Here is a 24,944-nt window from a genome sequence, read left to right on the forward strand (position 1 = left end):
CCCCGGACGAATCCGGGGCTGCTGCGGATGGTGTCTGTTAGGGGAGGATGGGGGTGGGGTCAAGTCTCGTCTGTCCGGCCTATTTCCATGCGCACCAGTTTCCAGAACACGCCTCACTAAAACTAAGTTGGCAAAGCCATCCTGATCTTGGACAGGGTTGCTGTACCAATTTCATTATAGGCACCAGTTGAAGTTCCGTAGAAGTCCCGCAAAAAGTTTCCGCGAGCGTTGGGATGGGGCAAATTCAAGGGATCGGAGTCCAATTTCACTGGCTTCAATCCCGCTTCTGCGGCGCGTCCGAAGGTACAGACTAGATCAGGCGCAAGAGCTTCCATTTCCAATGCAAATACGCGGCCCTCCATTCTCTGAGTCGCCTTTGTTTTCTTTTCGCTTCCCTGAGCGAAAAACAATTTCCACGCGTCCGTTAAGTAGACGCCATAGCCATCCGAACACAGCCCCTCGACGCACGGCCAGACCTTCCGGGCGATGCCCTTGTTCCTGCTTCGGCGGCTGGAAAAACCCCAAGGTGTTGCAATAGAGAACTCCAGCGCGTCCGCCTTCGGTACTCGCTTGGGATCTTGAAAGACCAAGGCAACAACGCGCTGGTTCCATTTGGGTGGTGTGAACAACAACGGAAGATCAAAGCCCCAGCACACCTCAGGAAGCGCGGAGGCCTGTTCAAATCGACAGACTGACTCGTCAATTCTTTCCCACCCATCCTCGGCGGATGGATCATCACAGGCTGAAATCGCGCCGAACTTCTGGCCTTGTTGAAATAGGTAGTCCAAGTCAAAAAGCTCATGGTGCGAGGCCTCTATCACATCGAACCAAAGCTGTTCAGAATTCAAACGCAAACTTGTACTCCTAAAAATCCTTAACACATGCAGCAAAGCTATTGCGGACAAGATGTGGCTGCAAGCCTCCTCAGGGGATCGGCATATTTTCAGCGCTTTGGGCCAATGTCAGATTGAAAAACCTCGCAGGCGTCGGAGCAAACTGGCCAAACCACTGGGGCGTGTGCTGCACCCCAAATCAGCCTTAAGTATGAACCGTTCGTAAAAACACCTCTGTAACCCATTGATCTGTAACACCCCGCACCCTGTCCACGCGTGGACAAGCGCAAAACCGAAAAGGCCCCCGCATCGCTGCGAGGGCCTCTCCTAATTTCCGTAGGCCGGGCTTAAGCCCGGCTTACCGCTCCATTACAGACCGGTATTCACGTCGATCGTGTTGCCCTCTTCGAGGGTCACATAGGCCTTCTTGACGTCCTTGCGGCGACCCATGGTGCCCCGGAAACGCTTTTGCTTGCCTTTGGTGATGGTGGTGTTGACCGCCTTCACCTTGACACCAAACAGCGCCTCAACGGCCTCTTTGATCTGCGGCTTGGCCGCGTCGATCGCCACTTCGAAAACCACTGCGCCATTCTCGGACGCCATTGTGGTTTTTTCGGTGATGATCGGCTTGCGGATCACGTCGTAGTGTTCTGCCTTCGCGCTCATTTCAACCGAGCCTCCAGTGCTTCGACACCCGCCTTGGTCAGCACGAGCGTGTCGCGCTTGAGGATGTCATAGACGTTTGCGCCCTGGCTGGGCAGCACATCGAGACCCTCGATGTTCGCCGCCGCACGGACGAAGTTTTCGCTCAGCTCCGCACCGTCGATGATCAGCGCGCGCTTCCAGCCCAGGTTTGCAACCTGCTTGGCCAGAGTGTTCGCCTTGCCATCGCAATCCGCCGCCTCGATCACCACCAGCGAACCGTCCTTGAACTTGGACGACAGCGCGTGCAGCAGACCCAGTTTACGGACCTTCTTGGGCAGTTCATGGGCGTGCGACCGCGGGGTCGGGCCCTTATAGATGCCACCCTTGCGGAAGATCGGCGCCTTGCGGGACCCGTGGCGTGCGCCGCCGGTGCCCTTCTGGCGATAGATCTTCTTGGTCGAGTACGACACTTCCGAGCGGGTCTTGACCTTGTGCGTACCGGCTTGCGCCTTGTTACGCTGCCAGCGGACGACGCGGTGGAGAATGTCGGCGCGCGGCTCCAGCCCGAACAGGGCCTCGTCCAGCTCGACTTCGCCAGCGGAGCCGCCGTCGAGTTTGATCACGTCGAGTTTCATTCCTCGCCTTCCTTCTTCTCGGCCTCGATCGAAGCTTCAGCCTCTTTCAAAGAAGCCTCCTGCTGGGCGGCCTCCTCGGCAAGGCGTGCCTCTTCGGCGGCCTTGGCTTCGGCTTCGGCCTGACGGGCGGCTTCTTCGGCGGCTTTCATGGCTTCCCGCTTGGCGCTCATCAGAGCGGCAGGCAGAATGACATTCTCGGGCGCGGGTTTCTTCACCGCGTCCTTGACGGTCACCCATGATCCTTTGGGGCCGGGAACGGCGCCTTTGATCATGATGATGCCACGGTCGCTGTCGGTACGAACCACTTGCAGGTTCTGCGTGGTGACACGCACGGACCCCATGTGACCGGCCATCTTCTTGCCCTTGAACACCTTGCCGGGGTTCTGACACTGACCGGTCGAACCATGCGAACGGTGGCTGACAGAAACACCGTGCGTGGCACGCAGACCGCCAAAGTTGTGGCGCTTCATACCGCCGGCAAAACCTTTACCGATGGTGATACCAGACACGTCCACGAACTGACCTTCGAAGTAATGGTCGGCGATGATTTCCTCGCCCACTTCGATCAGGTTCTCGGGCGCAACGCGGAATTCCACGACCTTGCGCTTGGGCTCAACCTTGGCAACGGCAAAGTGGCCGCGCATGGCTTGGCTCACGCGCTTTACTTTTGCGGTACCGGCGCCCAACTGGACGGCGGTGTAGCCGTGCTGGTCATTTGTGCGCTGCGCGACAACCTGAAGGTTGTCGAGCTGCAGCACGGTGACGGGAATCTGCTTGCCGTCGTCCATAAACAGACGCGTCATGCCGATTTTCTTTGCGATCACTCCAGAGCGCATCATATCCGAGCCCTCCTTAGACCTTGATCTCGACATCCACGCCAGCGGCGAGGTCGAGCTTCATCAGGGCATCCACAGTCTGCGGAGTCGGGTCAACAATGTCGAGCAGGCGCTTGTGCGTCCGGATCTCGAACTGGTCGCGCGACTTCTTGTTGACGTGCGGTCCACGCAGAACGGTGAACTTTTCAATCTTGTTCGGCAGCGGGATCGGGCCGCGGACCGTTGCACCGGTGCGCTTGGCGGTGTTGACGATTTCCTGCGTGCTTGCATCAAGTACGCGGTAATCGAACGCCTTCAGCCGGATACGGATATTCTGGCTCATTGGGTCAGCCTATCTTGGCGTTGGGGTTGAGAGGAGGAGAACAGACCACCTGCCCGCCTCGTCGAACCCGGAAAGTGTAGGGCGGGAAGACCCCGCCCTTCAGTCTGGGTGCCTGGGCACCCCGAAATTTACGCTGACGGTGTCACCCCAAGGGGCAACACCTCAGGCGATCAGTCGATGATTTTCGACACGACGCCGGAACCAACGGTGCGGCCGCCTTCACGGATGGCGAAACGCAGGCCGTCTTCCATGGCGATCGGGGCGATCAGCTCGACGTTGAACTTCAGGTTGTCGCCCGGCATCACCATTTCGGTGCCGTCGGGCAGTTCAACCGTACCGGTCACGTCGGTGGTCCGGAAGTAGAACTGCGGGCGGTAGTTCTTGAAGAACGGTGTGTGACGACCGCCTTCTTCCTTGGTCAGGATGTAGACCTCACACTCGAACTTGGTGTGCGGGTTCACCGACTTCGGCTTGCACAGAACCTGGCCGCGCTCAACGCCTTCGCGGTCGATGCCGCGCAGCAGGACGCCGACGTTGTCGCCAGCTTCACCGCGATCCAGCAGCTTGCGGAACATTTCGACACCGGTACAGGTGGTCGAGGACGTGTCACGGATACCAACGATTTCAATGGTATCGCCCACGTTGATCACGCCACGCTCGATCCGGCCGGTCACAACCGTACCACGACCCGAGATCGAGAACACGTCTTCGATCGGCATCAGGAACGGCATGTCGATCGCGCGCTCGGGCTGCGGGATGTACTCATCCACGGCCGCCATCAGTTCGCGGATCTTGTTCTCGCCGATTTCCGGATCGCGGCCTTCCATCGCCGCCAGCGCGGAGCCCGCGATGATCGGAATGTCGTCGCCCGGATAGTCGTATTCGGACAGCAGCTCGCGGACTTCCATTTCCACCAGCTCGAGCAGTTCCTCATCGTCGACCTGGTCGACTTTGTTCAGGAACACGACCATGGCGGGGATACCCACCTGGCGGCCCAGCAGGATGTGCTCACGCGTTTGCGGCATCGGGCCGTCGGCGGCGTTCACGACCAGGATCGCGCCGTCCATCTGCGCAGCACCGGTGATCATGTTCTTGACGTAGTCGGCGTGGCCGGGGCAGTCGACGTGCGCGTAGTGGCGGTTGTCGGTTTCATACTCGACGTGTGCGGTCGAGATGGTGATGCCGCGGGCTTTTTCTTCCGGTGCGCCGTCGATCTGGTCGTAGGCGCGGAAGTCACCGAAATACTTGGTGATCGCCGCTGTCAGCGTCGTCTTGCCGTGGTCAACGTGGCCAATCGTGCCGATGTTGCAGTGCGGCTTGCCGCGTTCAAACTTTTCCTTACCCATAGGTAGGCTCCTTCTTCGTTTCGGATGGTGGGGGGACACCCCACCCTACGGTGGTGGGTAGGGCGGATTTATCCGGCAGGTTTCCCCGCCGACACCGCCACCCGGCTTATGCGTATTTCGATTGGATCTCGTCCGAGATGTTCTGCGGAACCGGATCGTAGTGGTCGAACTGCATCGAGAAGTTCGCGCGGCCCGAAGACATGGAGCGCAGCGTGTTGATGTAGCCGAACATGTTGGCCAGCGGAACAAAGGCATCGATGGCAACGGCGTTACCACGAGGCTCTTGACCCGACACCTGACCGCGACGCGAGGTCAGGTCGCCGATGATACCACCAGTGTATTCTTCTGGTGTGATCACTTCGACCTTCATCATCGGCTCCAGCAGCTTGGCACCCGCTTTGCGCATACCTTCACGCATGCACATACGCGCAGCGATCTCGAACGCCAGAACGCTGGAGTCCACGTCGTGGAACTTACCGTCGATGAGCGAGACCTTGAAGTCGATGACGGGGAAGCCAGCCAAGGGGCCGCTGTCCATAACCGATTTCACGCCCTTTTCCACACCGGGGATGTATTCCTTGGGAATGGAACCGCCCACGATCTTGGATTCGAACGAATAGCCTTCGCCCGGCTCTGTCGGAGAGATGATCATCTTCACTTCGGCGAACTGACCCGAACCACCCGACTGTTTCTTGTGGGTGTAGGTATGTTCGACCTCGTGACCGATGGTCTCACGATAGGCCACCTGCGGCGCACCGATGTTGGCCTCGACCTTGAATTCCCGCTTGAGACGGTCAACCAGGATGTCCAGGTGAAGTTCGCCCATGCCCTTCATGATGGTCTGTCCGGATTCGATATCCGTTTCGACGCGGAAGGACGGGTCTTCGGCTGCCAGACGGGCCAGACCCGCCGACATTTTTTCCTGGTCGCCCTTGGTCTTGGGCTCGACCGCGATCTCGATGACCGGATCGGGGAAGGTCATGGTTTCCAGAACCACCGGCTCTTTGGCGTCACACAGGGTGTCACCAGTGGTGGTGTCTTTCAGACCCGCCAGCGCGATGATGTCGCCAGCAAACGCCTCTTCGATCTCTTCGCGGTTGTTGGAGTGCATCATCATCATACGACCGATGCGCTCTTTCTTACCCTTGGTCGAGTTCAGGATCGAATCGCCCTTGTTCATCTTGCCGGAATAGATCCGGGTGAACGTCAGCGAGCCGACAAAGGGGTCGTTCATGATCTTGAACGCCAGACCCGCGAACGGCATGTTGTCATCCGCGCGGCGCGGGATATTGCGCTCTTCGGTCTCATCGTCCGGCGAGAAGCCCATGTAGTCGACCACGTCCAGCGGGCTGGGCAGGTAGTCGATCACAGCGTTGAGCAGCGACTGAACGCCTTTGTTCTTGAAGGCAGAGCCACCCAGAACCGGAACGAAGTGCATCGCCAGCGTACCCTTGCGCAGCAGCTTGCGCAGCGTCGGGACGTCGGGCTCTTCACCTTCGAGATAGGCTTCCATCGCGTCGTCGTCTTCTTCGACGGCCGCCTCGATCATCTTGCCACGCCACTCGTCGGCCATGTCTTTCAGGCTGTCGCGGATCGGAGCTTTGATCCAGGACGCGCCCAGATCTTCACCCTGCCACAGCCACTCTTCCATGGTCACGAGGTCCAGCAGACCTTCAAGCTCGGTCTCTGCACCGATCGGAATACCGACGGGAACGGCGCGCGCGCCGGTGCGGTCTTCGATCATGTGAACGCAGTTGAAGAAGTCGGCGCCGATCTTGTCCATCTTGTTGACGAACACGATCCGCGGAACCTTGTAGCGGTCAGCCTGACGCCACACGGTTTCGGTCTGCGGCTCAACGCCTGCGTTGGCGTCCAGAACGGCCACGGCACCGTCGAGAACCGCCAGCGAACGCTCGACTTCGATGGTAAAGTCGACGTGTCCGGGGGTGTCGATGATGTTCAGGCGGTGCTTGGGGGTGTCAGCAGTTGCGCCATCTTCCGTGCGTTCCCAGAATGTGGTCGTCGCAGCCGAAGTGATGGTGATCCCGCGTTCCTGTTCCTGCTCCATCCAGTCCATGGTCGCAGCACCGTCGTGCACTTCGCCGATGTTGTGCGACTTGCCGGTGTAGAACAGAATCCGCTCGGAGCAGGTGGTCTTGCCTGCGTCGATGTGCGCCATGATACCGAAGTTCCGGTACCGTTCGAGAGGGTAGTCGCGTGCCATGGGGGCTTGTCCTCAGAAGAAGTGGTTTACCAGCGGTAGTGGCTGAATGCCTTGTTGGCGTCAGCCATCTTGTGGGTGTCTTCGCGCTTTTTGACGGCGGAGCCACGCGACTGCACGGCATCGATCAGTTCGCCGGCAAGACGCTCTTCCATGGTGTTCTCGTTACGAGCACGCGAGGCATTGATCAGCCAGCGGATCGCAAGGGCCTCACGGCGCTCGGGGCGCACTTCGACCGGAACCTGGTAGGTGGCACCACCAACGCGGCGCGAGCGAACCTCGACCGACGGCTTGATGTTTTCCAGCGCCTCGTGGAAGATTTCCACCGGGGCGCGCTTGACCTTCGTTTCGACGCGGTCAAGCGCATTGTATACGATGCGTTCGGCGGCGGATTTCTTGCCGTCGTACATCAGGTTGTTCATGAACTTTGTCAGAACCCGGTCACCATACTTGGCGTCGGGCAGGACTTCGCGCTTCTCTGCGGCGTGACGACGAGACATATTGTAATCCTCTTACTTCGGACGCTTGGCGCCGTATTTCGAACGACGCTGCTTGCGGTCCTTGACGCCCTGGGTGTCGAGAACACCGCGCAGGATGTGGTAACGCACGCCGGGAAGGTCTTTTACACGACCACCACGGATCAGAACGACCGAGTGCTCCTGCAGGTTGTGGCTCTCACCCGGAATATAGCTGATCACCTCGTAGCCATTGGTCAGACGCACCTTGGCAACCTTACGCATGGCCGAGTTCGGCTTTTTAGGCGTGGTGGTGTACACACGGGTGCAGACACCGCGCTTTTGCGGGCACTGCTCGAGGTGCTGTGACTTCGAGCGTTTGACTTTGGGCTGCCGCGGTTTGCGGATCAGCTGTTGGATCGTGGGCATTCCGGATATTTCCCCGTGCTTCTCACATTTGTGCTGCACGGGCCGTCCCGTGCGGAGTTTCAGTTCGTGGCGCCCTGCTCAAAGCGGGGCTCCGATGTAGCGCGCCACCGGCCTACAGAGTAGGCAAAGACGCAAAAAACCGCTGCGTTCCCCTGTTCACGGGAACGACGCGGTGGGTGTCCAGAGGATCGGGGCAGTTAACCCGGATCGTGACCGCTTGGTTATGTAAGGTCGTCGAGGGAATTTCCACGACGGATTAGCGGGCGTATAGGGGGAGTCGCGGACCTTGTCAACAGGTCAGCAGGGTTGCCCGGCAAGGGTGGCAATGTCATGCAGGGACAACGGCTTCGCACAAAGGACACAGGCATGCAAGTCATCGGTTTCTGCCGATTTTCCTACCCTGCCGAGGGCGGATTTCAGGTCGAGCATAGCAGCCTGACGGACCGCATTGCATACCTGTATGATCCTGTCCGGATCGAAGAGCGGTTTCGGCATTTTGAATGCCTCTGCCTGCCGGGTCTCAAGGCTCAGACCGATCCGGATTTCCTGTTTGTTATCCTCGTCGGAGAGGCGATGCCGACGCGTTGGCTGGAACGTCTGGCAGAGCTGACAGACGACTTCCCGCAGGCCGTTATCGTGTCCCGCCCGCCGGGGCCACATCGCAAGGTCTGTCAGGATGTCATCAACGCGGTGCGCGACATGGATCAGCCCTGCCTTCAGTTTCGGCATGACGACGATGATGCCGTTGCGATTGATTTTGTCGCCCATCTGCGTCAGGCCGCGCAGGACTGTGCGGCGTTGCTGGCAAAACACCGGTTGGTGGGGTTTGACTGGAACCGGGGGTATGTGGGCCGCCCCGATGCGAAGGGGCTTTGCGCACAGGTTCAGGTCACGCCGTATTGGGGCGTCGCGCAGGGCATGGCGGTCCGGCCCGGTGTCCGTCAGACCATCATGAATTTTGGCCACAACAAGCTGAACCAGAACATGCCCACCGTGACCTTTACGCAGCCGGTCATGTATTTGCGCGGTCACAATGACCACAACGACTCGCGGCAAAAGAAACATGTCAAACCGATGCCCCTTCCCCGGCTGGACACTGCCGGGGAAACAGAGCTGAAGGCGCGACTGGCGATAGACGCCGACCACATCCGTCGGGTGTTTGGAGGCGGCTGATCCTGCCGCCCTGCCCCGACGCTCACTTGGGGATGGCGCGCATATGCATAGGCGTCTGTTTATGCCCAAACGCGGCCCACCCAACGGTGTCTTGCACTGGGAAGTAGACGACCCCGCCTGCCCGCTCCGGCCTCCCACCGCGCCGCCCTCAGCGCCTGAACGGCGCTGTCCGGAGGCCCGGGACCGTCCCACGCAAAAGGTGGTCTTGCCCTGATCCCGCGACGGGCAATTCTCAACAGAAAGTAAATTCGTCTCTGTAACCCATTGATTTCAAACAGGCGCAAGGCTGTCCACATGTGGACACTCCCCTACAGACACGAAAAAGCCCGCCCCGATGAGGGGCGGGCTTTCTCAATTTCAAACCGACAGGTCGCTTATTCGCGGCTCTCCGGCGTGTCGACGATCAGAGTGTCAAACTCGTCCCCACCGACAACATCTTCTTCCAGCTTGACCGGAGCGGCCAGCGCAGCGGCCGCCTCGGCCTCTTCGCGGCGTGCTTCGATCACGACGTTGTCGCGATCCTGTGCGATCTTGCGCACCTTCTGCGTCGCGCCACCGGTGCCCGCCGGGATCAGACGGCCCACAATCACGTTCTCTTTGAGACCGATCAGCGTGTCCTTCTTGCCCTGTACCGAAGCCTCAGTCAGCACCCGAGTCGTCTCCTGGAAGGAGGCGGCAGAGATGAACGACCGCGTCTGCAACGACGCCTTGGTGATGCCCAGCAGGATCGGTTCGCCCTTGGCAGGACGGCCACCCTTTTTCTCGGCCTTGGCGTTGGCCTCGTCAAACTCCATCTTGTCGACGTGCTCGCCCTTCAGCAGCGTGGTATCGCCAGAGTCCTGGATCTCCCACTTCTGCAGCATCTGACGAACGATGACCTCGACGTGCTTGTCGTTGATCTTCACGCCCTGCAGTCGATAAACGTCCTGCACTTCGTCGATCATGTAGTTGGCCAGCGCCTCGATCCCCATGATCGCAAGAATATCGTGGGGGGCCGGGTTACCGTCCATGATGTAATCACCCTTCTGGATGAAATCACCTTCGGCGACCGGGATGTGCTTGCCCTTGGGGATCATGTATTCCTTGGGCTCAAGGCTGTCGTCCGCCGGCTCGATGCTGATCCGGCGCTTGTTTTTGTAGTCTTTGCCGAACCGCACATAACCGTCGATTTCCGCGATGATGGCGTGGTCCTTGGGGCGACGTGCCTCAAAGAGTTCGGCCACACGCGGCAGACCACCGGTGATGTCCTTGGTCTTGGCACCCTCACGCGGGATACGCGCCACAACGTCGCCGGCCTTGACCTCTTGGCCGTCTTCACAGGACAGGATCGCATCCACCGACATGGTGTATTTGATCGGGTTGCCCTGATCGTTGCGCAGCGGTTCACCATCGGCATCCATCAGGATGATTTCCGGCTTGAGCTCATTGCCTTTGGGTGCGGCACGCCAGTCGATCACGATCTTCTGGGTCATGCCCGTGGCATCATCGGTTTCCTCACGCACGGCAAGACCGTTCACAAGGTCCACATGTTTGGCGATACCATCCTTCTCGGCGATGATCGGCAGGGTGTAAGGGTCCCATTCGTACAGCTTGTCGCCACGATTAACCTGATCGCCCTCTTTAACGAACAGTTTGGAGCCGTAGCCCATCTTGTGGGATGCGATCTCTTCGTCCTGATCGCTCATGATGAGGATCTGCATGTTCCGGTTCATCACGATCAATTCGCCTGCGGCGTTGGTGATCGTGCCCGGGTTCGCGAAGACGACTTTACCGTTCTGGCTGGCCTCAAGGAAGGACCGCGACGAACCCTGTGCAACGCCACCCATGTGGAATGTCCGCATGGTCAGCTGTGTACCCGGTTCACCGATCGACTGCGCCGCGATGATGCCGACGGCCTCGCCGGTGTTCACCTTGGTGCCGCGGGCAAGGTCACGCCCGTAGCAGGTGGCGCAAACGCCCTCTTCGGCCTCACAGGTCAGCGGCGAGCGAATACGCGCCGTCTGCATGCCCGAGTCCTCGACCAGATCGGCAGTGCGTTCGTCGATCAGCTCGCCTTCGCGCACCAGAAGCTCGCCGGTCTCGGGGTGGAGCAGATCATCGGCCGCAACACGACCCAGAATGCGCTCGCCCAATGTGGCGACCACTTCACCGTCATTGATCGCCGCCTCAGCGGTGATCGCGCGATCAGTGCCGCAATCATTCATGCGAATGATGCAGTCCTGCGCGACGTCCACCAGACGACGGGTCAGATAGCCCGAGTTCGCCGTCTTCAGAGCGGTGTCCGACAGACCCTTACGGGCGCCGTGAGTCGAGTTGAAGTACTCAAGAACGGTCAGACCTTCCTTGAAGTTCGAGATGATCGGCGTTTCGATGATGTCGCCGTTCGGCTTGGCCATCAGGCCGCGCATGGCACCCAGCTGCTTCATCTGGGTGACCGAGCCACGGGCCTTGGAGTGGGCCATCATGTAGACCGAGTTCGGCTCCATTTCGGCACCATTCTCGTCCTCACGACGGGCGGAGATGGTGTTCATCATCGCCTCGGTGACCTTGTCGTTACACTTCGACCAGGCATCGACGACTTTGTTGTACTTTTCGCCCTGAGTGATCAGGCCGTCCATGTACTGCTGTTCAAAGTCCTTCACCTGATCGCGCGTCTCATCGACCAGTTCCCACTTGTTATCGGGAATGACCATGTCGTCTTTGCCGAACGAAATGCCCGCCTTGAACGCTTCGACAAACCCAAGACGCATGATCTGGTCGCAGAAGATGACCGACTCTTTCTGACCGCAATAGCGGTAGACCGTGTCGATGACGGTCTGCACGTCGCCCTTACGCAGCAGGCGGTTGACCAGTTCAAACGGCGCCTTTGCATTCAACGGCAAAAGCTGACCAAGCCGCACGCGGCCGGGTGTCGATTCACACAGCTGCCAGACTTCGCTGCCTTCCTCGTCGATTTGCTTGACGCGGCATTTGATCTTGGCATGCAGGTGCACTTCGCCCGCGTTGAGCGCGTGCTCAACCTCTTCGGGCGAGGAAAAGACCATGCCTTCACCTTTCATGCCGTCCCGCGCGATGGTCACATAGTACAGACCAAGGATCATATCCTGCGAGGGAACAATGATCGGTGCGCCGTTGGCAGGCGACAGAACGTTGTTCGTCGACATCATCAGGACACGCGCTTCCAACTGGGCCTCAAGGCTCAGCGGGACGTGCACGGCCATTTGGTCGCCGTCAAAGTCAGCGTTGAAAGCCGAGCAGACCAGCGGGTGCAGCTGGATCGCCTTGCCTTCGATCAGGATCGGCTCAAACGCCTGAATGCCCAGACGGTGCAGCGTGGGCGCGCGGTTTAGCAGGACCGGGTGCTCACGGATGACCTCATCCAGGATGTCCCAGACTTCGGGGCGCTCTTTCTCGACCAGCTTTTTCGCCTGCTTCACGGTGCTGGAAAGGCCCTTGGCCTCCAGCCGCGAATAGATGAACGGCTTGAACAGTTCGAGCGCCATCTTCTTGGGCAGACCGCACTGGTGCAGCTTCAGTTCCGGGCCGGTCACAATGACCGAACGACCGGAGAAGTCGACGCGCTTACCCAAAAGGTTCTGACGGAAGCGGCCCTGTTTGCCCTTCAGCATGTCGGACAGCGATTTCAGCGGACGCTTGTTGGCACCCGTGATGACGCGCCCGCGCCGACCGTTGTCGAACAGGGCGTCAACGGATTCCTGCAGCATCCGCTTTTCGTTGCGGACGATGATGTCAGGCGCGCGCAGTTCGATCAGCCGCTTGAGGCGGTTGTTCCGGTTGATCACGCGGCGATACAGGTCGTTCAGGTCAGAGGTCGCAAAGCGGCCACCATCCAACGGCACCAGCGGGCGCAGTTCGGGCGGGATGACCGGGATCACGGTCATGATCATCCACTCGGGCCGGTTGCCGGACTCGAGGAAGGATTCCACAACCTTCAGACGCTTGATGATCTTCTTGGGCTTCAGCTCACCGGTCGCTTCCTTGAGGTCCGCGCGCAGGTTTTCTGCTTCGGCTTCAAGGTCGATGGCAGCCAGCATCTCACGGATCGCTTCGGCACCGATATTGGCCGAAAACGCGTCCGCGCCGAACTGGTCCTGCGCGTCGTTGAACTCTTCTTCGTTCATCATCTGGCCGTAGGCGAGGTCGGTCAGACCCGGCTCGATGACAACGTAGTTTTCAAAGTACAGAACGCGTTCCAGATCGCGCAGCGTCATGTCCAGCATCAGACCGATGCGCGACGGCAGCGACTTGAGGAACCAGATGTGGGCGCAGGGCGCGGCCAGTTCGATGTGGCCCATGCGTTCGCGACGGACCTTTTGAAGCGTAACTTCGACGCCGCATTTCTCGCAGACGACGCCGCGATATTTCATGCGCTTGTATTTGCCGCAGAGGCATTCGTAATCTTTGATCGGGCCAAAGATACGCGCGCAGAACAGGCCGTCACGCTCGGGCTTGAACGTGCGGTAGTTGATGGTTTCCGGCTTCTTGATCTCACCGAAGGACCACGAAAGGATCCGTTCGGGGGAGGCCAGCGAGACCTTGATCTCGTCGAAGGTTTTAACCGGAGCAACGGGGTTGAACGGGTTGTTGGTCAGTTCCTGGTTCATGTAGTCCTCACAAATTCAGAGGGAAGCGGGGAAGGCGGGGCGGCGAACCGCCCCTGAGCAAGGCGCGGCGGCTTTACTCGTCCTCCTCCGCATCCAGGAGTTCCATGTTGAGGCCCAGACCCCGGACCTCTTTGACGAGAACGTTGAACGATTCCGGCACGCCGGCCTCGAAGTTGTCTTCGCCTTTGACGATCGACTCGTAGACCTTGGTCCGGCCCGCCACGTCGTCCGATTTCACCGTCAGCATTTCCTGCAGGGTGTAGGCGGCGCCGTAAGCTTCCAGTGCCCAGACCTCCATCTCCCCGAAACGCTGACCGCCGAACTGCGCCTTACCACCCAGCGGCTGCTGCGTGACAAGCGAGTAGGGTCCGGTCGAACGGGCGTGGATCTTGTCGTCGACAAGGTGGTGCAGCTTGAGCAGGTATTTGACACCCACCGTCACCTGACGAGAGAACTGCTCACCCGTGCGACCATCAAACAGGTCGGACTGGCCGCTGTCGTCAAAGCCGGCACGCACAAGCGCGTCGTTCACATCTGCCTCTTTGGCACCGTCGAAGACCGGCGTTGCGATCGGAACACCGGTGATCACATTGCCAGCGGCCTCAAGCAGATCGCCTTCGCCCATCGGCGCCAGACCTTCGTCATAGACCTCATCGCCGTAGGCAATACGCATCGCTTCGCGCACCGGGGTAAGGTCGCCGGAGCGACGATATTCCTGCAACGCCTCATCGACTTTAATGCCCAGCATACGCGCGGCCCAACCCATGTGGGTTTCAAGGATCTGACCGACGTTCATCCGTGACGGAACACCCAGCGGGTTGAGGCAGAAGTCGACCGGCGTACCATCGCGAAGGAACGGCATGTCCTCCATCGGCACCACGCGGCTGACCACACCTTTGTTCCCGTGACGACCGGCCATCTTGTCACCCGGCTGCAGCTTGCGCTTCACCGCGATGAACACCTTGACCATCTTCATAACGCCCGGGGGCAGATCGTCGCCACGGCGAACCTTTTCGACCTTGTCCTCGAACCGCGCATCAAGCGCGCGCTTCTGGATCTCGTACTGCTCGTGCAGGGCTTCGACGTGTTTGGCGTCTTCTTCCTCCGCAAGGGCAAGCTGCCACCACTGACCACGGGTCAGAGTGCTCAGCAGGTCCTCAGTGACTTCCGAATTCGACTTGACGCCTTTCGGACCCTTCACTGCGGTCTTGCCAAGGATCATGCCATTCAGACGCGCATAGATGTTGCGGTCGAGGATCGCGAGTTCGTCGTCCCGGTCACGCGCCAGCGCCTCGATCTCTTCCCGCTCGATCTGCAGGGCACGTTCGTCTTTTTCGACGCCATGACGGTTGAAGACACGCACTTCGACGACAGTACCGTAATCGCCCGGCTTGACCCGCAGCGAGGTGTCGCGCACGTCAGATGCTTTTTCGCCAAAGATGGCGCGCAGCAGCTTTTCTTCCGGTGTCATCGGGCTTTCGCCCTTGGGCGTGATCTTGCCCACCAGAATATCGCCCGGTTCCACGTCTGCACCGATGTAGACGATGCCCGCTTCGTCGAGATTGCGCAGGGCTTCTTCGCCGACGTTCGGGATGTCGCGCGTGATCTCTTCTGGCCCGAGTTTGGTGTCGCGCGCTGCCACTTCGAATTCTTCGATGTGGACAGAGGTGAACACGTCATCCTTGGCGATCCGTTCAGAGATCAGGATACTGTCTTCGTAGTTGTAGCCGTTCCAAGGCATGAACGCGACGATCACGTTTTTACCCAGCGCCAGTTCACCGATATCGGTCGACGGACCGTCAGCAATAACCTCGCCCTTGAGAACGGTGTCGCCCACCTTCACCAGAGGTTTCTGGTTGATACAGGTGTTCTGGTTCGATCGCTGGAACTTGCGCATCCGGTAGATGTCAACGCCCGCGTCACCCAGTTCCAGGTCTTCGGTTGCCCGGATCACGATCCGCTGCGCGTCGACTTGGTCGATGATGCCCGCCCGCTTGGCCATAACAGCCGCGCCGGAGTCGCGTGCAACAACCTCTTCAATGCCGGTACCAATCAGCGGCGCTTCGGCCCGCAGGGTCGGAACGGCCTGACGTTGCATGTTCGAGCCCATCAAGGCGCGGTTGGCGTCGTCGTTTTCAAGGAACGGGATCAGCGAGGCCGCGACAGACACCAGCTGTTTCGGCGACACGTCGATCAGATCAACATTGTCGGACGGCGACAGGGTGTAGTCACCCGATTTCCGTGTCGACACCAGATCATTCTCGAACCGGCCATTTTCGTCCAGCTTCGCGTTGGCCTGCGCCACCGTGTGACGCATTTCCTCGGTCGCGGACATATAGTGCACTTCGTCCGTGACCACGCGATCCTTGACCACACGATAAGGCGTTTCGATAAAGCCGTATTTGTTCACGCGGGCAAACGTGGCCAGCGAGTTGATCAGACCGATGTTCGGACCTTCCGGCGTTTCAATCGGGCACATCCGGCCATAGTGGGTCGGGTGAACGTCGCGCACCTCAAAGCCTGCGCGTTCCCGCGTCAGACCACCCGGCCCAAGTGCCGAAAGACGACGCTTGTGCGTCACTTCGGACAGCGGGTTGGTTTGGTCCATGAACTGCGACAGCTGGCTGGAGCCAAAGAACTCGCGCACCGCGGCAGCAGCCGGTTTGGCGTTGATTAGATCCTGCGGCATCACCGTGTCGATTTCGACAGAGGACATCCGCTCTTTGATCGCACGCTCCATCCGCAGCAGACCGACGCGGTACTGGTTTTCCATCAACTCGCCGACGGACCGCACACGACGGTTGCCAAGGTGGTCGATGTCGTCGATGTCGCCTTTGCCGTCGCGCAGTTCGACCAGCGCCTTGATGCATTTGACGATGTCTTCGCGGTCCAGCGTGCGCTGGGTGTCCGGCTTTTCAAGGGCCAACCGCATGTTCATCTTCACCCGACCAACAGCGGACAGGTCGTACCGCTCGCCATCAAAGAACAGCGTGTCGAACAAGGCCGAGGCGGCCTCGACGGTGGGCGGCTCACCCGGGCGCATGACCCGGTAGATGTCCATCAGCGCGGTGTCGCGGCCAAGGTTTTTATCGGCCGCCATAGTGTTGCGCATGTAGGGACCGACATTGATGTTGTCGATGTCCAGAACCGGGATCTCGGTCACGCCTGCATCCAGCAGCTCTTTCAGCGTGCCGCCGGTGACTTCGCCGTCCTTGTCAACGGTCCATGTCAACTCATCCCCGGCCTCGACATAAATCGCACCGGTTTCTTCGTTGATCATGTCCTTGGAGACGTATTTGCCGACGATATGCTCGAACGGCACCAGCAGGTTCTTCACCTTGCCTTCGTCGATCAGTTTCTTGACCGCGCGCGGGGTGACTTTCTTGCTCGCTTCGCCGATCACTTCGCCGCTGTCCGCGTCGACCAGATCAAAGGTCGGGCGGGTGCCACGCACACGCTCGGGGAAGAACTTGGTCGCCCAGCCTTCGCCCCGGCGATACTCGAAATTCACGGTGTTATAGTAAGCGTCCATGATCGCTTCCTGATCCAGCCCGAGGGCGTAGAGCAGGGTCGTCACAGGCAGCTTGCGGCGGCGGTCGATGCGCGCAAAAACGATGTCCTTGGCGTCAAATTCGAAATCGAGCCACGATCCGCGATAGGGAATGATCCGGCAGGCGAACAGCAGCTTGCCGGAGGAATGCGTCTTGCCCTTGTCATGATCAAAGAACACGCCGGGACTTCGGTGCATCTGGGAGACGATGACCCGCTCCGTGCCGTTCACGACAAAGGTGCCGTTGGGCGTCATCAGGGGCATGTCGCCCATGAACACGTCCTGCTCCTTGATGTCCTTGACGGACTTCGCGCCGGTGTCCTCATCGATATCGAACACGATAAGGCGCAGTGTGACCTTCAGCGGGGCGCTGTAGGTCATGTCGCGCTGCATGCACTCTTCGACGTCGTACTTGGGCTTTTCCAGTTCGTAGTTCACGAACTCCAGGACTGCCGTTTCATTGAAATCCTTGATCGGGAAGACCGACTGGAACACGCCCTTGATGCCTTCGCCGTCCAGCGGCTGAGGCTGATCGCCGGACTTCAGGAACAGCTCGTAGCTGGACTTCTGAACCTCGATGAGGTTCGGCATTTCAAGAACTTCGCGGATTTTGCCGTAATAACGACGGAGGCGTTTCTGACCGAGGAAGCTTTGCGCCATGAGTGGAGCCACCCTTTCAATGTTCTCTGTCCGCACGTCCATACCGTCGGGGGCCACGGTATCGCGTGCGTCAGTGATGACAGACAATCGGATCCATTCTCGGCGCGCGTCCCACCACGCGCCTCTCGATCCAGTGTGCCCTGCCTTGGAAAACCCCTCAGACCCGAGGGGCTTGCCAAGACCGGTACTATCGGCTTTCCGTTATGTCAGATCATGTCGCCCGGTCGGCGTAAGCGCGGCGCTTTTCCGTGTTTTCCGGGGGAGCCGTGCGAGATGGGAACGATGCGCTGACATTTCAATGCTGCGTGTCGACACCTCGTCAAACCAAAAGCGAAAGCGGACTCGAATCGCTCGACCCCGCAGGAGACTTCCGAATATTCGGTTAAGCACGCGAACGCAAGACCCACGCCGGGGTTTCGCGTTATCCACACCCTGCGAGAATGACAAAAGTTGATCCGATCGTCAAGCTGGGATGCATTTGGCCCACCGCACAGGGGGCGAACTGCGTAGTTGTGGCCACGCGTGCCAAATGCAAAACGCCCCCGGAGATCCCGGAGGCGTTGCAATGAGGCTGGGAGGCAGCGCCTCCCGGCGATCACTTGACTTCGACTTCGGCACCAGCCGCTTCGAGCTTTTTCTTGATTTCCTCGGCTTCGTCCTTGGAAACGCCTTCTTTGACAGCCTTGCCGCCGGCTTCGACCAGCTCTTTGGCTTCTTTCAGGCCCAGGCCGGTGATGCCGCGGACTTCTTTGATGACGTTGATCTTCTTGTCGCCAGCGGCTTTGAGGATCACGTCAAACTCGGTCTTTTCTTCCTCGGCTGCGCCACCGGCGTCGCCGGCCGGGCCCGCCATCATGACGGCGCCACCGGCTGCCGGCTCGATGCCGTACTCGTCTTTGAGGATGGTTTTCAGTTCTTGTGCTTCGAGCAGGGTCAGACCGACGATTTGCTCTGCAAGTGCTTTAAGATCAGCCATTTTGAGACTCTTTCCGTTTAGATGTGTTTTCCAACGTCAGGGAGATATCCCTACGAGGGTCGTTTCGGTGTGCCTTACGCCGCTTCCGCTTTCTCTTCGATGGTCGAGAGAATGGAGGCGATGTTCGAAGCAGGTGCGCCAATTGCGCCGGCGATGTTCGAAGCAGGTGCGCCGATGCAGCCAACGATCGAAGCAATAAGCTCATCACGCGACGGCATTTTCGACACGGCCTCGACACCGGCCCGATCCAGAGCCGTTCCACCCATGTTCCCGCCAAGGATTTCGAACTTCTTGTTCTCCTTGGCGTAGTCTTCGACGACCTTGGCCGCAGCCACTGGATCTTCGGAGAAGGCGAGAACGGTCATGCCGCCCAGCAGGTCACCGATGCTTTCGCATGGCGTGCCCTGAAGGGCGATCTTGGCGAGCCTGTTCTTGGCGACGCGGACCGAAGTTTCGGCAGCGCTTGCGCGCCCCCGCAGGTCCGTCATCTCGGCAACCGTGAGACCTTCGTAGCGGGCAACCACCACGACGCCAGAGCTTTCGAAGATCTGGCCGAGTTCCTCGACCACCTTTTCTTTCTGAGCTCTATCCACAGTTTCACTCCAGTTGTTGGAGGGCGGACCCTCCGGCTCATTTTGCCCGGGGGATGGCCCCGGACGGAATGTCCGATTTGGGTCGACGCATCACGGAGGGGCCTGGGCCGATCCGATGGGAACGGGGTTGCCGTTCCGCGAAGATGTCTCTTCCCGCCTCAGGCAGGAATTACAGGCATCTAGCCAACCCACCGTCTCGGACGAATACATGTCCCGCACGACGAATCGCACGTTTCACGCAGGCCTCTCACTTATCACTCTTGCGAGGGATGCCAAGGGGGCATGCCGCCGGAGCGGAGAAAATCTTTCATATGCCACCGCGCGCCGCACGCAGCGCGCGGGAAAAGTCCGCTGGATCCATGATCCGGTAAAGCTCGCGTATCAAAGGTGAGATATGCGCCATCTGGTGTGCTGCCTCAAAACTGTCGGCTTGCGCCAGAAACCCTTCGTCGTACAGGAATTCATCCGAATAGCCCGGCAGAAACCAAGCAATATCAAACGGCACGGCCCCGGCATCCAGCTTATTGACAGTTCGGGCCAGCACGTTTGTACAGTTCGAAAACAACGTATTGTACCAGCGCGGCGTCTCGGCGATTTCGGCAGTCTCCTCCAGCATCGCCGTCATAACCGCTTTCTGCTGGGCCAGCGGGATCGCCAGAGGGTAGAGATACAGTTGATCGCCGGCGTAGAATTCGCTGTTGCCGTACATGTCGCGCTCTGTTGTCCAGACAAACATGTACTCAAAGATCGGCAACATTGCTGCCTTGGCGGCGCTGTAGGCCTCCCCCTTTTCCCGGCGCGCCTCGATTGAGGCGACGTAGGCTGTGCCATCGGCAAATGAAAAAGCCAGCATCGTATGGGCGATGGCATCCACCGCGCCAAAGGGTTCAAGCAAAAAATAGGCTTGTTCCAACGTGTCGGGATCAATGTCCCGCGTGATCCATTCCTGCCGCGCGATTGTGCCATCCATTCCGTAGTTCCAATTGCGGATGTCTTCGACACGGAAACGGCCATCCCGCTCTGTCACCTGCGGCAGGCGGCTGTAGTCGTCGCGCCAATCGCGATCATGCGAGGCCGTCGTCAACTGCCAGTTCAGGTAAAGCCCGCCAATCAAAAGCAGGGGCAACAATAGCAAGAAGCGTTTCATAAGGACGCTCTAGCCTATCGCCGTGCCATCAGGAAGACGCACTTCGCACGGCGGTGTCGGGCGCATCAATGTCCGGCGGACCGGTCCAATGGCGGAATTGCCGCCCAAGCAGCGACAGCAAATCGCGTTTCGACACCGGCTTGCTCAACACCTCGTCCATGCCTGCCGCACGATAGCTTGAAACCTGATGACTCAGGACATTGGCTGTCACCCCGACGATGAACGCAGGTGTCGCCCCCTCTGCCGCCTCTCTGTCGCGAATGATCCTGGTGGCCGCGACGCCGCCCATTACCGGCATCTGAACATCCATAAGAATAACCTCGCAAGAGGTGTCACGGAGCGTGTCCACCGCCTCCTGGCCTGTATCCGCAAACAACGTCTGCGCCTGCGTCTTGGCCAGGAAGCGCGACAGGATCAGCCTGTTGGTGGCATTGTCGTCCGCCACTAGGATCCGCATCCCATCCAGATCCGGCACAGCGGCCGGTTCGGCACGGACCTGACTGGCCTCATCGGTGCTGGCCGCGCGCAACGGCAAATCGCAAAAGAATGTCGCGCCATGGCCCGGCCTGCTCACGACCATAAGGTCACCGCCCATAGCCTGACAAAGTTGACGAGAAATCGTCAGCCCCAGCCCGCTGCCGCCGTGCTGACGGGTGATGCTCGAATCCGCCTGCATGAACGGCTCAAAGATGCGCGACTGCGCTGCCCTATCAATTCCAAGGCCGCTGTCCAACACCGCGATCACCAGGCGACGGCCCTCAAGATCGGGCCGCACCCGCACCTTTACGCCCCCCTCGCGGGTGAACTTCACCGCATTTGCAATCAGATTGTGCAGCACCTGCCGAATGCGAATTTCGTCCCCCATCAGAACGGGCGGCAGATTATCCTGAATATCCAGCGTCAGATAGAGACCCTTCTCGCGTGCCCGCGCACTGTATAAAGCGCAGGCGGCAGTGACGAGATCTTTCAGAACAAAAGCGCGTTCATCAACGCCAAGCTGTCCGGCCTCGATGCGTGACAGGTCGAGCACATCGTTGATTGTTCCTAACAGCACCGCGCCCGATTGCTCGATCACTCGTAGGCAGCTTGTCTGATCCTCTGTCATGGTGGTTTCAGACAATTCCGATGCCATTCCCAGAATCCCGTTCAGGGGCGTTCGGATTTCGTGGCTGACATTGGCAAGAAACCGGGTCTTAGCGGCATTCGCGTCCGCTGCCTCACGCCGCAACACCGCCTCCCTTCTTTGACCACGATTGGCAAAGTATACCTCGGCCAGGACGTAGGTCAGCAGGATCGCAATCAGCGAAAAGGCCCCCCACTGGATTCGCATTTGGGCGATTCTTTCGGACGTGGTGCTAGCGAACCGCTCTACCGGGTCACGAACGCCGAAGGTGATTGACCAAACCCGGCGAGACTCCAGGGCGAGCCCGGACAACGCCTCCACGAATTTTTCGAGTTGGATGCGGTCCGGTGGGCCTGCCCCGTTGATCACCAGATCGTTGGCCTCCAGCAACACTGCATACTCTGTCAAGACCGTGTCAAACACAGCCCCGAGCCGGGCAGCATCCCGACCAGCGACATCGACCCTGCTCCACAGGATATCGAACCGAAGCCTGACGTCAGCGAGGTCTGTCCGCCCAGCCCAATGGGCTTCGATTGAGGAAACTGTCCGCTGGCTTTCGAAGTGCAGCTCGCTCATCGACCAAAGGCCGGCGGTCACCAAATGCACCGTATTTGCGCGGTTTTTGACATGCGCCTGCTCGAAGACAAACAGGAGCACGGCCAGCGCCACCGCGACGCAAAGCGCCGTCAGTGCCCGTAGCGCGCGCGCGTTGTCCTGTAGCCACCGCACCACAGCCCCGCCTTAACGCTGCACCTGGATCCGGTCCAATTGCCAGATCATACGCGAGCCCAATTCATCATCGATCACGTCGGCACTGTCAGAGGGGTAGATGACCCAGATCGGGCCCTTTTCGCGCATTCGCATCGCCCGTCCATTGTGATCGAGCGCAAGCAAAACGTCATACGCGTCTGCGTCCGACACCGGAATGCCGATCGAGAAGTCATTCAACGCCGTCGCCATGAGCGTGCCGCTGTCGACGTCAATCGTCTCCAGCAACGATGCCAGAGTCGGACCTGCAAACTTTTGCGGCCCGTCGGTGAACGGTGTGTATGTCTCGATTTCCCGCCAATCGAGCGCTTCGAGCATTGCACGATCGAACACGGCGACAGCCCCCATGTTGGCCGCGCCTATTTCGCCGCTTACAGTCAGGATCGGAGGGCCGTTCGGAACTTCCAGGGCAACAGATGGCAAGCTGGCCATGGCGGAAAAAAGGCAAATCAGCAAAGCACGCAAACAGGGCATCGGGGGCCTCCATCCGATTGACAAAAGATCTCCCTACGGTCCTACGGCACGGCTGTTAATGAGATGTTTGCAGAAACGAAAAAGGCGGACCATTGGCCCGCCTTTGTCACATATTGTGTCTGTTGGCTCAGTTGCCAGTGGCGCTCACGACATCGATCGTCACGCCCGGCCCCATGGTCGAGCTGAGCGCGATCTTCTTCATGTAGGTGCCTTTGGCGCCTGCAGGCTTGGCCGCGCTCACCGCACCGACAAAGGCGCGGATGTTCTCGACCAGCTTGGCTTCGTCGAACGAAACCTTGCCGACACCGGCATGGACCACGCCAGCTTTCTCTGCCTTGAACTGAACCTGACCACCCTTGGCGTCCGTAACGGCCTGTGCCACGTCCATGGTCACCGTCCCGACCTTGGGGTTCGGCATCAGGTTGCGCGGACCCAGGATCTTACCCAGACGGCCCACGATCGGCATCATGTCCGGCGTCGCGATGCAACGGTCGAAATCAATGGTGCCGCCTTGGATGGCTTCCATCAGATCCTCGGCGCCGACGATGTCGGCCCCGGCTGCCTGCGCTTCGTCCGCCTTGGGGCCACGGGCGAAAACCGCCACGCGGGTGGTCTTGCCGGTGCCGTTGGGCAGGCCGACCACGCCACGGACCATCTGGTCCGCGTGGCGTGGGTCAACACCCAGGTTCATAGCGATTTCAATGGTCTCATCGAACTTGGTCTTCGAGTTCGACTTGATGAGGCTGACCGCCTCCTCGACCGTCAGGCCTTCTTTGCCAGCGAAGGCTTCGCGGGCCGACTTGGCGCGTTTTCCGAGCTTTGCCATGATTTTACCCTTTCACCTCGATACCCATCGACCGGGCAGAGCCCAGGATGATCTGCATCGCCGCTTCGACATCATTGGCCGAGAGGTCTTTCATCTTGGCCTGAGCGATCTCGCGCACTTGCGCCACGGTCACCGTTGCCACGGTTTCACGGCCGGGGGTCACGGCGCCCTTGGGGCGGTTCCGCTTGCCGACGGGCTTCAGACCAGCGGCCTTTTTCAGGTAATAAGACGCGGGCGGCGTCTTGATGTTCATGGTAAAGGATTTGTCTTGGTAATAGACAATCTCTGTCGGGCAAGGTGCGCCCGGCTCCATGTCCTGCGTCTTGGCGTTGAACGCCTTGCAGAATTCCATGATGTTAATGCCGCGCTGACCCAGGGCGGGGCCCACGGGCGGCGAGGGGTTGGCTTTGCCTGCAGGGATCTGCAGTTTCATCTTGCCGGCGAGCTTCTTTGCCATCGGCTATCTCCTGTTCCATCACCCCGTTGACGCGTCGCGGGGGCAGAGTTGTGGCGTGGTCAGGTCCGATGCGCGCGCGCACCTCGCCTCCCACAATCAAACGGACCGCGACTCGCGCGATCCGATGAAGGTTCGGCTGTTAGACCAGTTGCGGAAAAAGATCAACCGCTCACGGCCAGCCGATATGAAAAGAGCGCGCAGCTTACGCCACACGCTCCCGAATTCCATCTCACACCAAGCTGCGGTCGCGTCAGATCTCTTTTGTGACCTGCGTGAACTCCAACTCAACCGGGGTTTCGCGGCCAAAGATCGATACCGACACGCGCAGGCGCGAGTTGTCCTCATCGACCCCTTCGACCATGCCGTCAAAGCCTTCGAACGGACCGTCGGTGACCTTGACCTTTTCGCCGATCTCAAAGTGGATCAGCGTGCGCGGTGCATCCTCGTTTTCCTGAACCCGGCCAAGGATTGCCTCGACCTCGGCGTCGCGCATCGGCATCGGACGCCCCTGCGGACCCAGAAAGCCGGTGACTCGGTTGATCGAGTTCACGAGGTGATAACCCCGGTCCGACATTTCCATGTGAACCAGAACGTAACCCGGCATGAAACGACGCTCTGTCGTCACCTTCTTGCCGCGGCGCACCTCGATCACTTCTTCGGTCGGCACCAGAACTTCGTCGATCTGGTCCTCGAGGCTTTGCTCCTCGACCGCTGTCCGGATCTGTTCGGCAATCTTCTTCTCAAAGTTCGAGAGAACGCTTACCGAATACCACCGCTTTGCCATGTCTTACCTTCGATCTTTCAGGCCGCTACGGGCCTGCCCAAAACGAAAATCGGCGCGCGAGATCGC

General features: G+C 59.5%; 20 protein-coding genes. 1 reads left to right on the forward strand and 19 read right to left on the reverse strand.

Annotated features, from left to right (window positions below):
* Positions 1-122 precede the first annotated feature (122 nt).
* The 9 genes from ANTHELSMS3_RS03295 to rpsL form a co-directional block, all read right to left on the reverse strand.
* Complete coding sequence (locus ANTHELSMS3_RS03295; RefSeq protein WP_157733383.1) at positions 123-854, reverse strand: hypothetical protein; 732 nt, start codon at positions 852-854, stop codon at positions 123-125.
* Positions 855-1,202: 348 nt separating this feature from the next.
* Positions 1,203-1,499, reverse strand: a complete 297-nt coding sequence (locus tag ANTHELSMS3_RS03300) for a 50S ribosomal protein L23 (protein WP_089279941.1) — start codon at positions 1,497-1,499, stop codon at positions 1,203-1,205.
* Complete coding sequence (gene rplD, locus ANTHELSMS3_RS03305; protein ID WP_094033628.1) at positions 1,496-2,113, reverse strand: 50S ribosomal protein L4; 618 nt, start codon at positions 2,111-2,113, stop codon at positions 1,496-1,498. Before rplD ends, ANTHELSMS3_RS03300 begins: the two co-directional genes overlap by 4 nt.
* Positions 2,110-2,952 (reverse strand): 50S ribosomal protein L3, encoded by an 843-nt coding sequence (gene rplC, locus ANTHELSMS3_RS03310; protein WP_094033629.1) that lies wholly within the window; start codon positions 2,950-2,952, stop codon positions 2,110-2,112. The genes rplD and rplC overlap by 4 nt, the downstream gene beginning before the upstream one ends.
* Before the next feature lie 13 nt (positions 2,953-2,965).
* Positions 2,966-3,271 (reverse strand): 30S ribosomal protein S10, encoded by a 306-nt coding sequence (rpsJ, locus tag ANTHELSMS3_RS03315; protein ID WP_089279938.1) that lies wholly within the window; start codon positions 3,269-3,271, stop codon positions 2,966-2,968.
* 170 nt (positions 3,272-3,441) lie between these two features.
* Complete coding sequence (gene tuf, locus ANTHELSMS3_RS03320; protein WP_094033630.1) at positions 3,442-4,617, reverse strand: elongation factor Tu; 1,176 nt, start codon at positions 4,615-4,617, stop codon at positions 3,442-3,444.
* 106 nt (positions 4,618-4,723) lie between these two features.
* Positions 4,724-6,841, reverse strand: a complete 2,118-nt coding sequence (gene fusA / locus ANTHELSMS3_RS03325; RefSeq protein ID WP_094033631.1) for an elongation factor G — start codon at positions 6,839-6,841, stop codon at positions 4,724-4,726.
* Positions 6,842-6,867: 26 nt separating this feature from the next.
* Entirely contained in the window at positions 6,868-7,338 is a 471-nt protein-coding gene (gene rpsG / locus ANTHELSMS3_RS03330) for a 30S ribosomal protein S7 (RefSeq protein ID WP_094033632.1), read from the reverse strand.
* 12 nt (positions 7,339-7,350) lie between these two features.
* The gene (rpsL, locus tag ANTHELSMS3_RS03335; RefSeq protein WP_005862801.1) at positions 7,351-7,722 is read right to left on the reverse strand and encodes a 30S ribosomal protein S12; all 372 of its coding nucleotides are present in this window, start codon (positions 7,720-7,722) and stop codon (positions 7,351-7,353) included.
* 366 nt (positions 7,723-8,088) lie between these two features.
* On the opposite strand from rpsL, the gene ANTHELSMS3_RS03340 reads away from it, so the two are divergent.
* Positions 8,089-8,895 (forward strand): putative rhamnosyl transferase, encoded by an 807-nt coding sequence (locus tag ANTHELSMS3_RS03340; protein ID WP_094036901.1) that lies wholly within the window; start codon positions 8,089-8,091, stop codon positions 8,893-8,895.
* Between the two features lie 374 nt (positions 8,896-9,269).
* On the opposite strand, the gene rpoC is transcribed toward ANTHELSMS3_RS03340, so the two are convergent.
* From rpoC to nusG, 10 genes are all read right to left on the reverse strand, one after another.
* On the reverse strand, positions 9,270-13,520 hold the full coding sequence (gene rpoC / locus ANTHELSMS3_RS03345) for a DNA-directed RNA polymerase subunit beta' (RefSeq protein WP_094033633.1): 4,251 nt from the start codon (positions 13,518-13,520) through the stop codon (positions 9,270-9,272).
* A 73-nt stretch (positions 13,521-13,593) separates the two neighbouring features.
* Positions 13,594-17,730, reverse strand: a complete 4,137-nt coding sequence (gene rpoB, locus ANTHELSMS3_RS03350) for a DNA-directed RNA polymerase subunit beta (protein WP_094033634.1) — start codon at positions 17,728-17,730, stop codon at positions 13,594-13,596.
* Positions 17,731-18,325: 595 nt separating this feature from the next.
* Positions 18,326-18,706: a 50S ribosomal protein L7/L12 gene (gene rplL, locus ANTHELSMS3_RS03355; protein WP_094033635.1), complete on the reverse strand. Its 381-nt coding sequence runs from the start codon at positions 18,704-18,706 to the stop codon at positions 18,326-18,328.
* Positions 18,707-18,780: 74 nt separating this feature from the next.
* Positions 18,781-19,299 carry a 50S ribosomal protein L10 gene (gene rplJ, locus ANTHELSMS3_RS03360; protein WP_094033636.1) on the reverse strand — a complete coding sequence of 173 codons (519 nt, stop codon included), beginning with the start codon at positions 19,297-19,299 and terminating at the stop codon, positions 18,781-18,783.
* 307 nt (positions 19,300-19,606) lie between these two features.
* Positions 19,607-20,446, reverse strand: coding sequence for a lipoprotein N-acyltransferase Lnb domain-containing protein (locus ANTHELSMS3_RS03365; protein ID WP_094033637.1), 840 nt, complete (start codon positions 20,444-20,446; stop codon positions 19,607-19,609).
* Between the two features lie 28 nt (positions 20,447-20,474).
* On the reverse strand, positions 20,475-22,298 hold the full coding sequence (locus tag ANTHELSMS3_RS03370) for an ATP-binding protein (protein WP_157733384.1): 1,824 nt from the start codon (positions 22,296-22,298) through the stop codon (positions 20,475-20,477).
* Between the two features lie 12 nt (positions 22,299-22,310).
* Positions 22,311-22,802, reverse strand: coding sequence for a hypothetical protein (locus ANTHELSMS3_RS03375; RefSeq protein WP_157733385.1), 492 nt, complete (start codon positions 22,800-22,802; stop codon positions 22,311-22,313).
* Positions 22,803-22,938: 136 nt separating this feature from the next.
* Positions 22,939-23,637: a 50S ribosomal protein L1 gene (gene rplA, locus ANTHELSMS3_RS03380; protein WP_094033640.1), complete on the reverse strand. Its 699-nt coding sequence runs from the start codon at positions 23,635-23,637 to the stop codon at positions 22,939-22,941.
* Positions 23,638-23,641: 4 nt separating this feature from the next.
* Positions 23,642-24,094, reverse strand: a complete 453-nt coding sequence (rplK, locus tag ANTHELSMS3_RS03385; protein ID WP_094033641.1) for a 50S ribosomal protein L11 — start codon at positions 24,092-24,094, stop codon at positions 23,642-23,644.
* A gap of 250 nt (positions 24,095-24,344) precedes the next feature.
* Positions 24,345-24,878, reverse strand: coding sequence for a transcription termination/antitermination protein NusG (gene nusG, locus ANTHELSMS3_RS03390; protein ID WP_089280515.1), 534 nt, complete (start codon positions 24,876-24,878; stop codon positions 24,345-24,347).
* Between the last annotated feature and the right edge of the window lie 66 nt (positions 24,879-24,944).

Origin of the sequence: Antarctobacter heliothermus (assembly GCF_002237555.1) — a bacterium.
GTDB classification, from domain to species: domain Bacteria; phylum Pseudomonadota; class Alphaproteobacteria; order Rhodobacterales; family Rhodobacteraceae; genus Antarctobacter; species Antarctobacter heliothermus_B.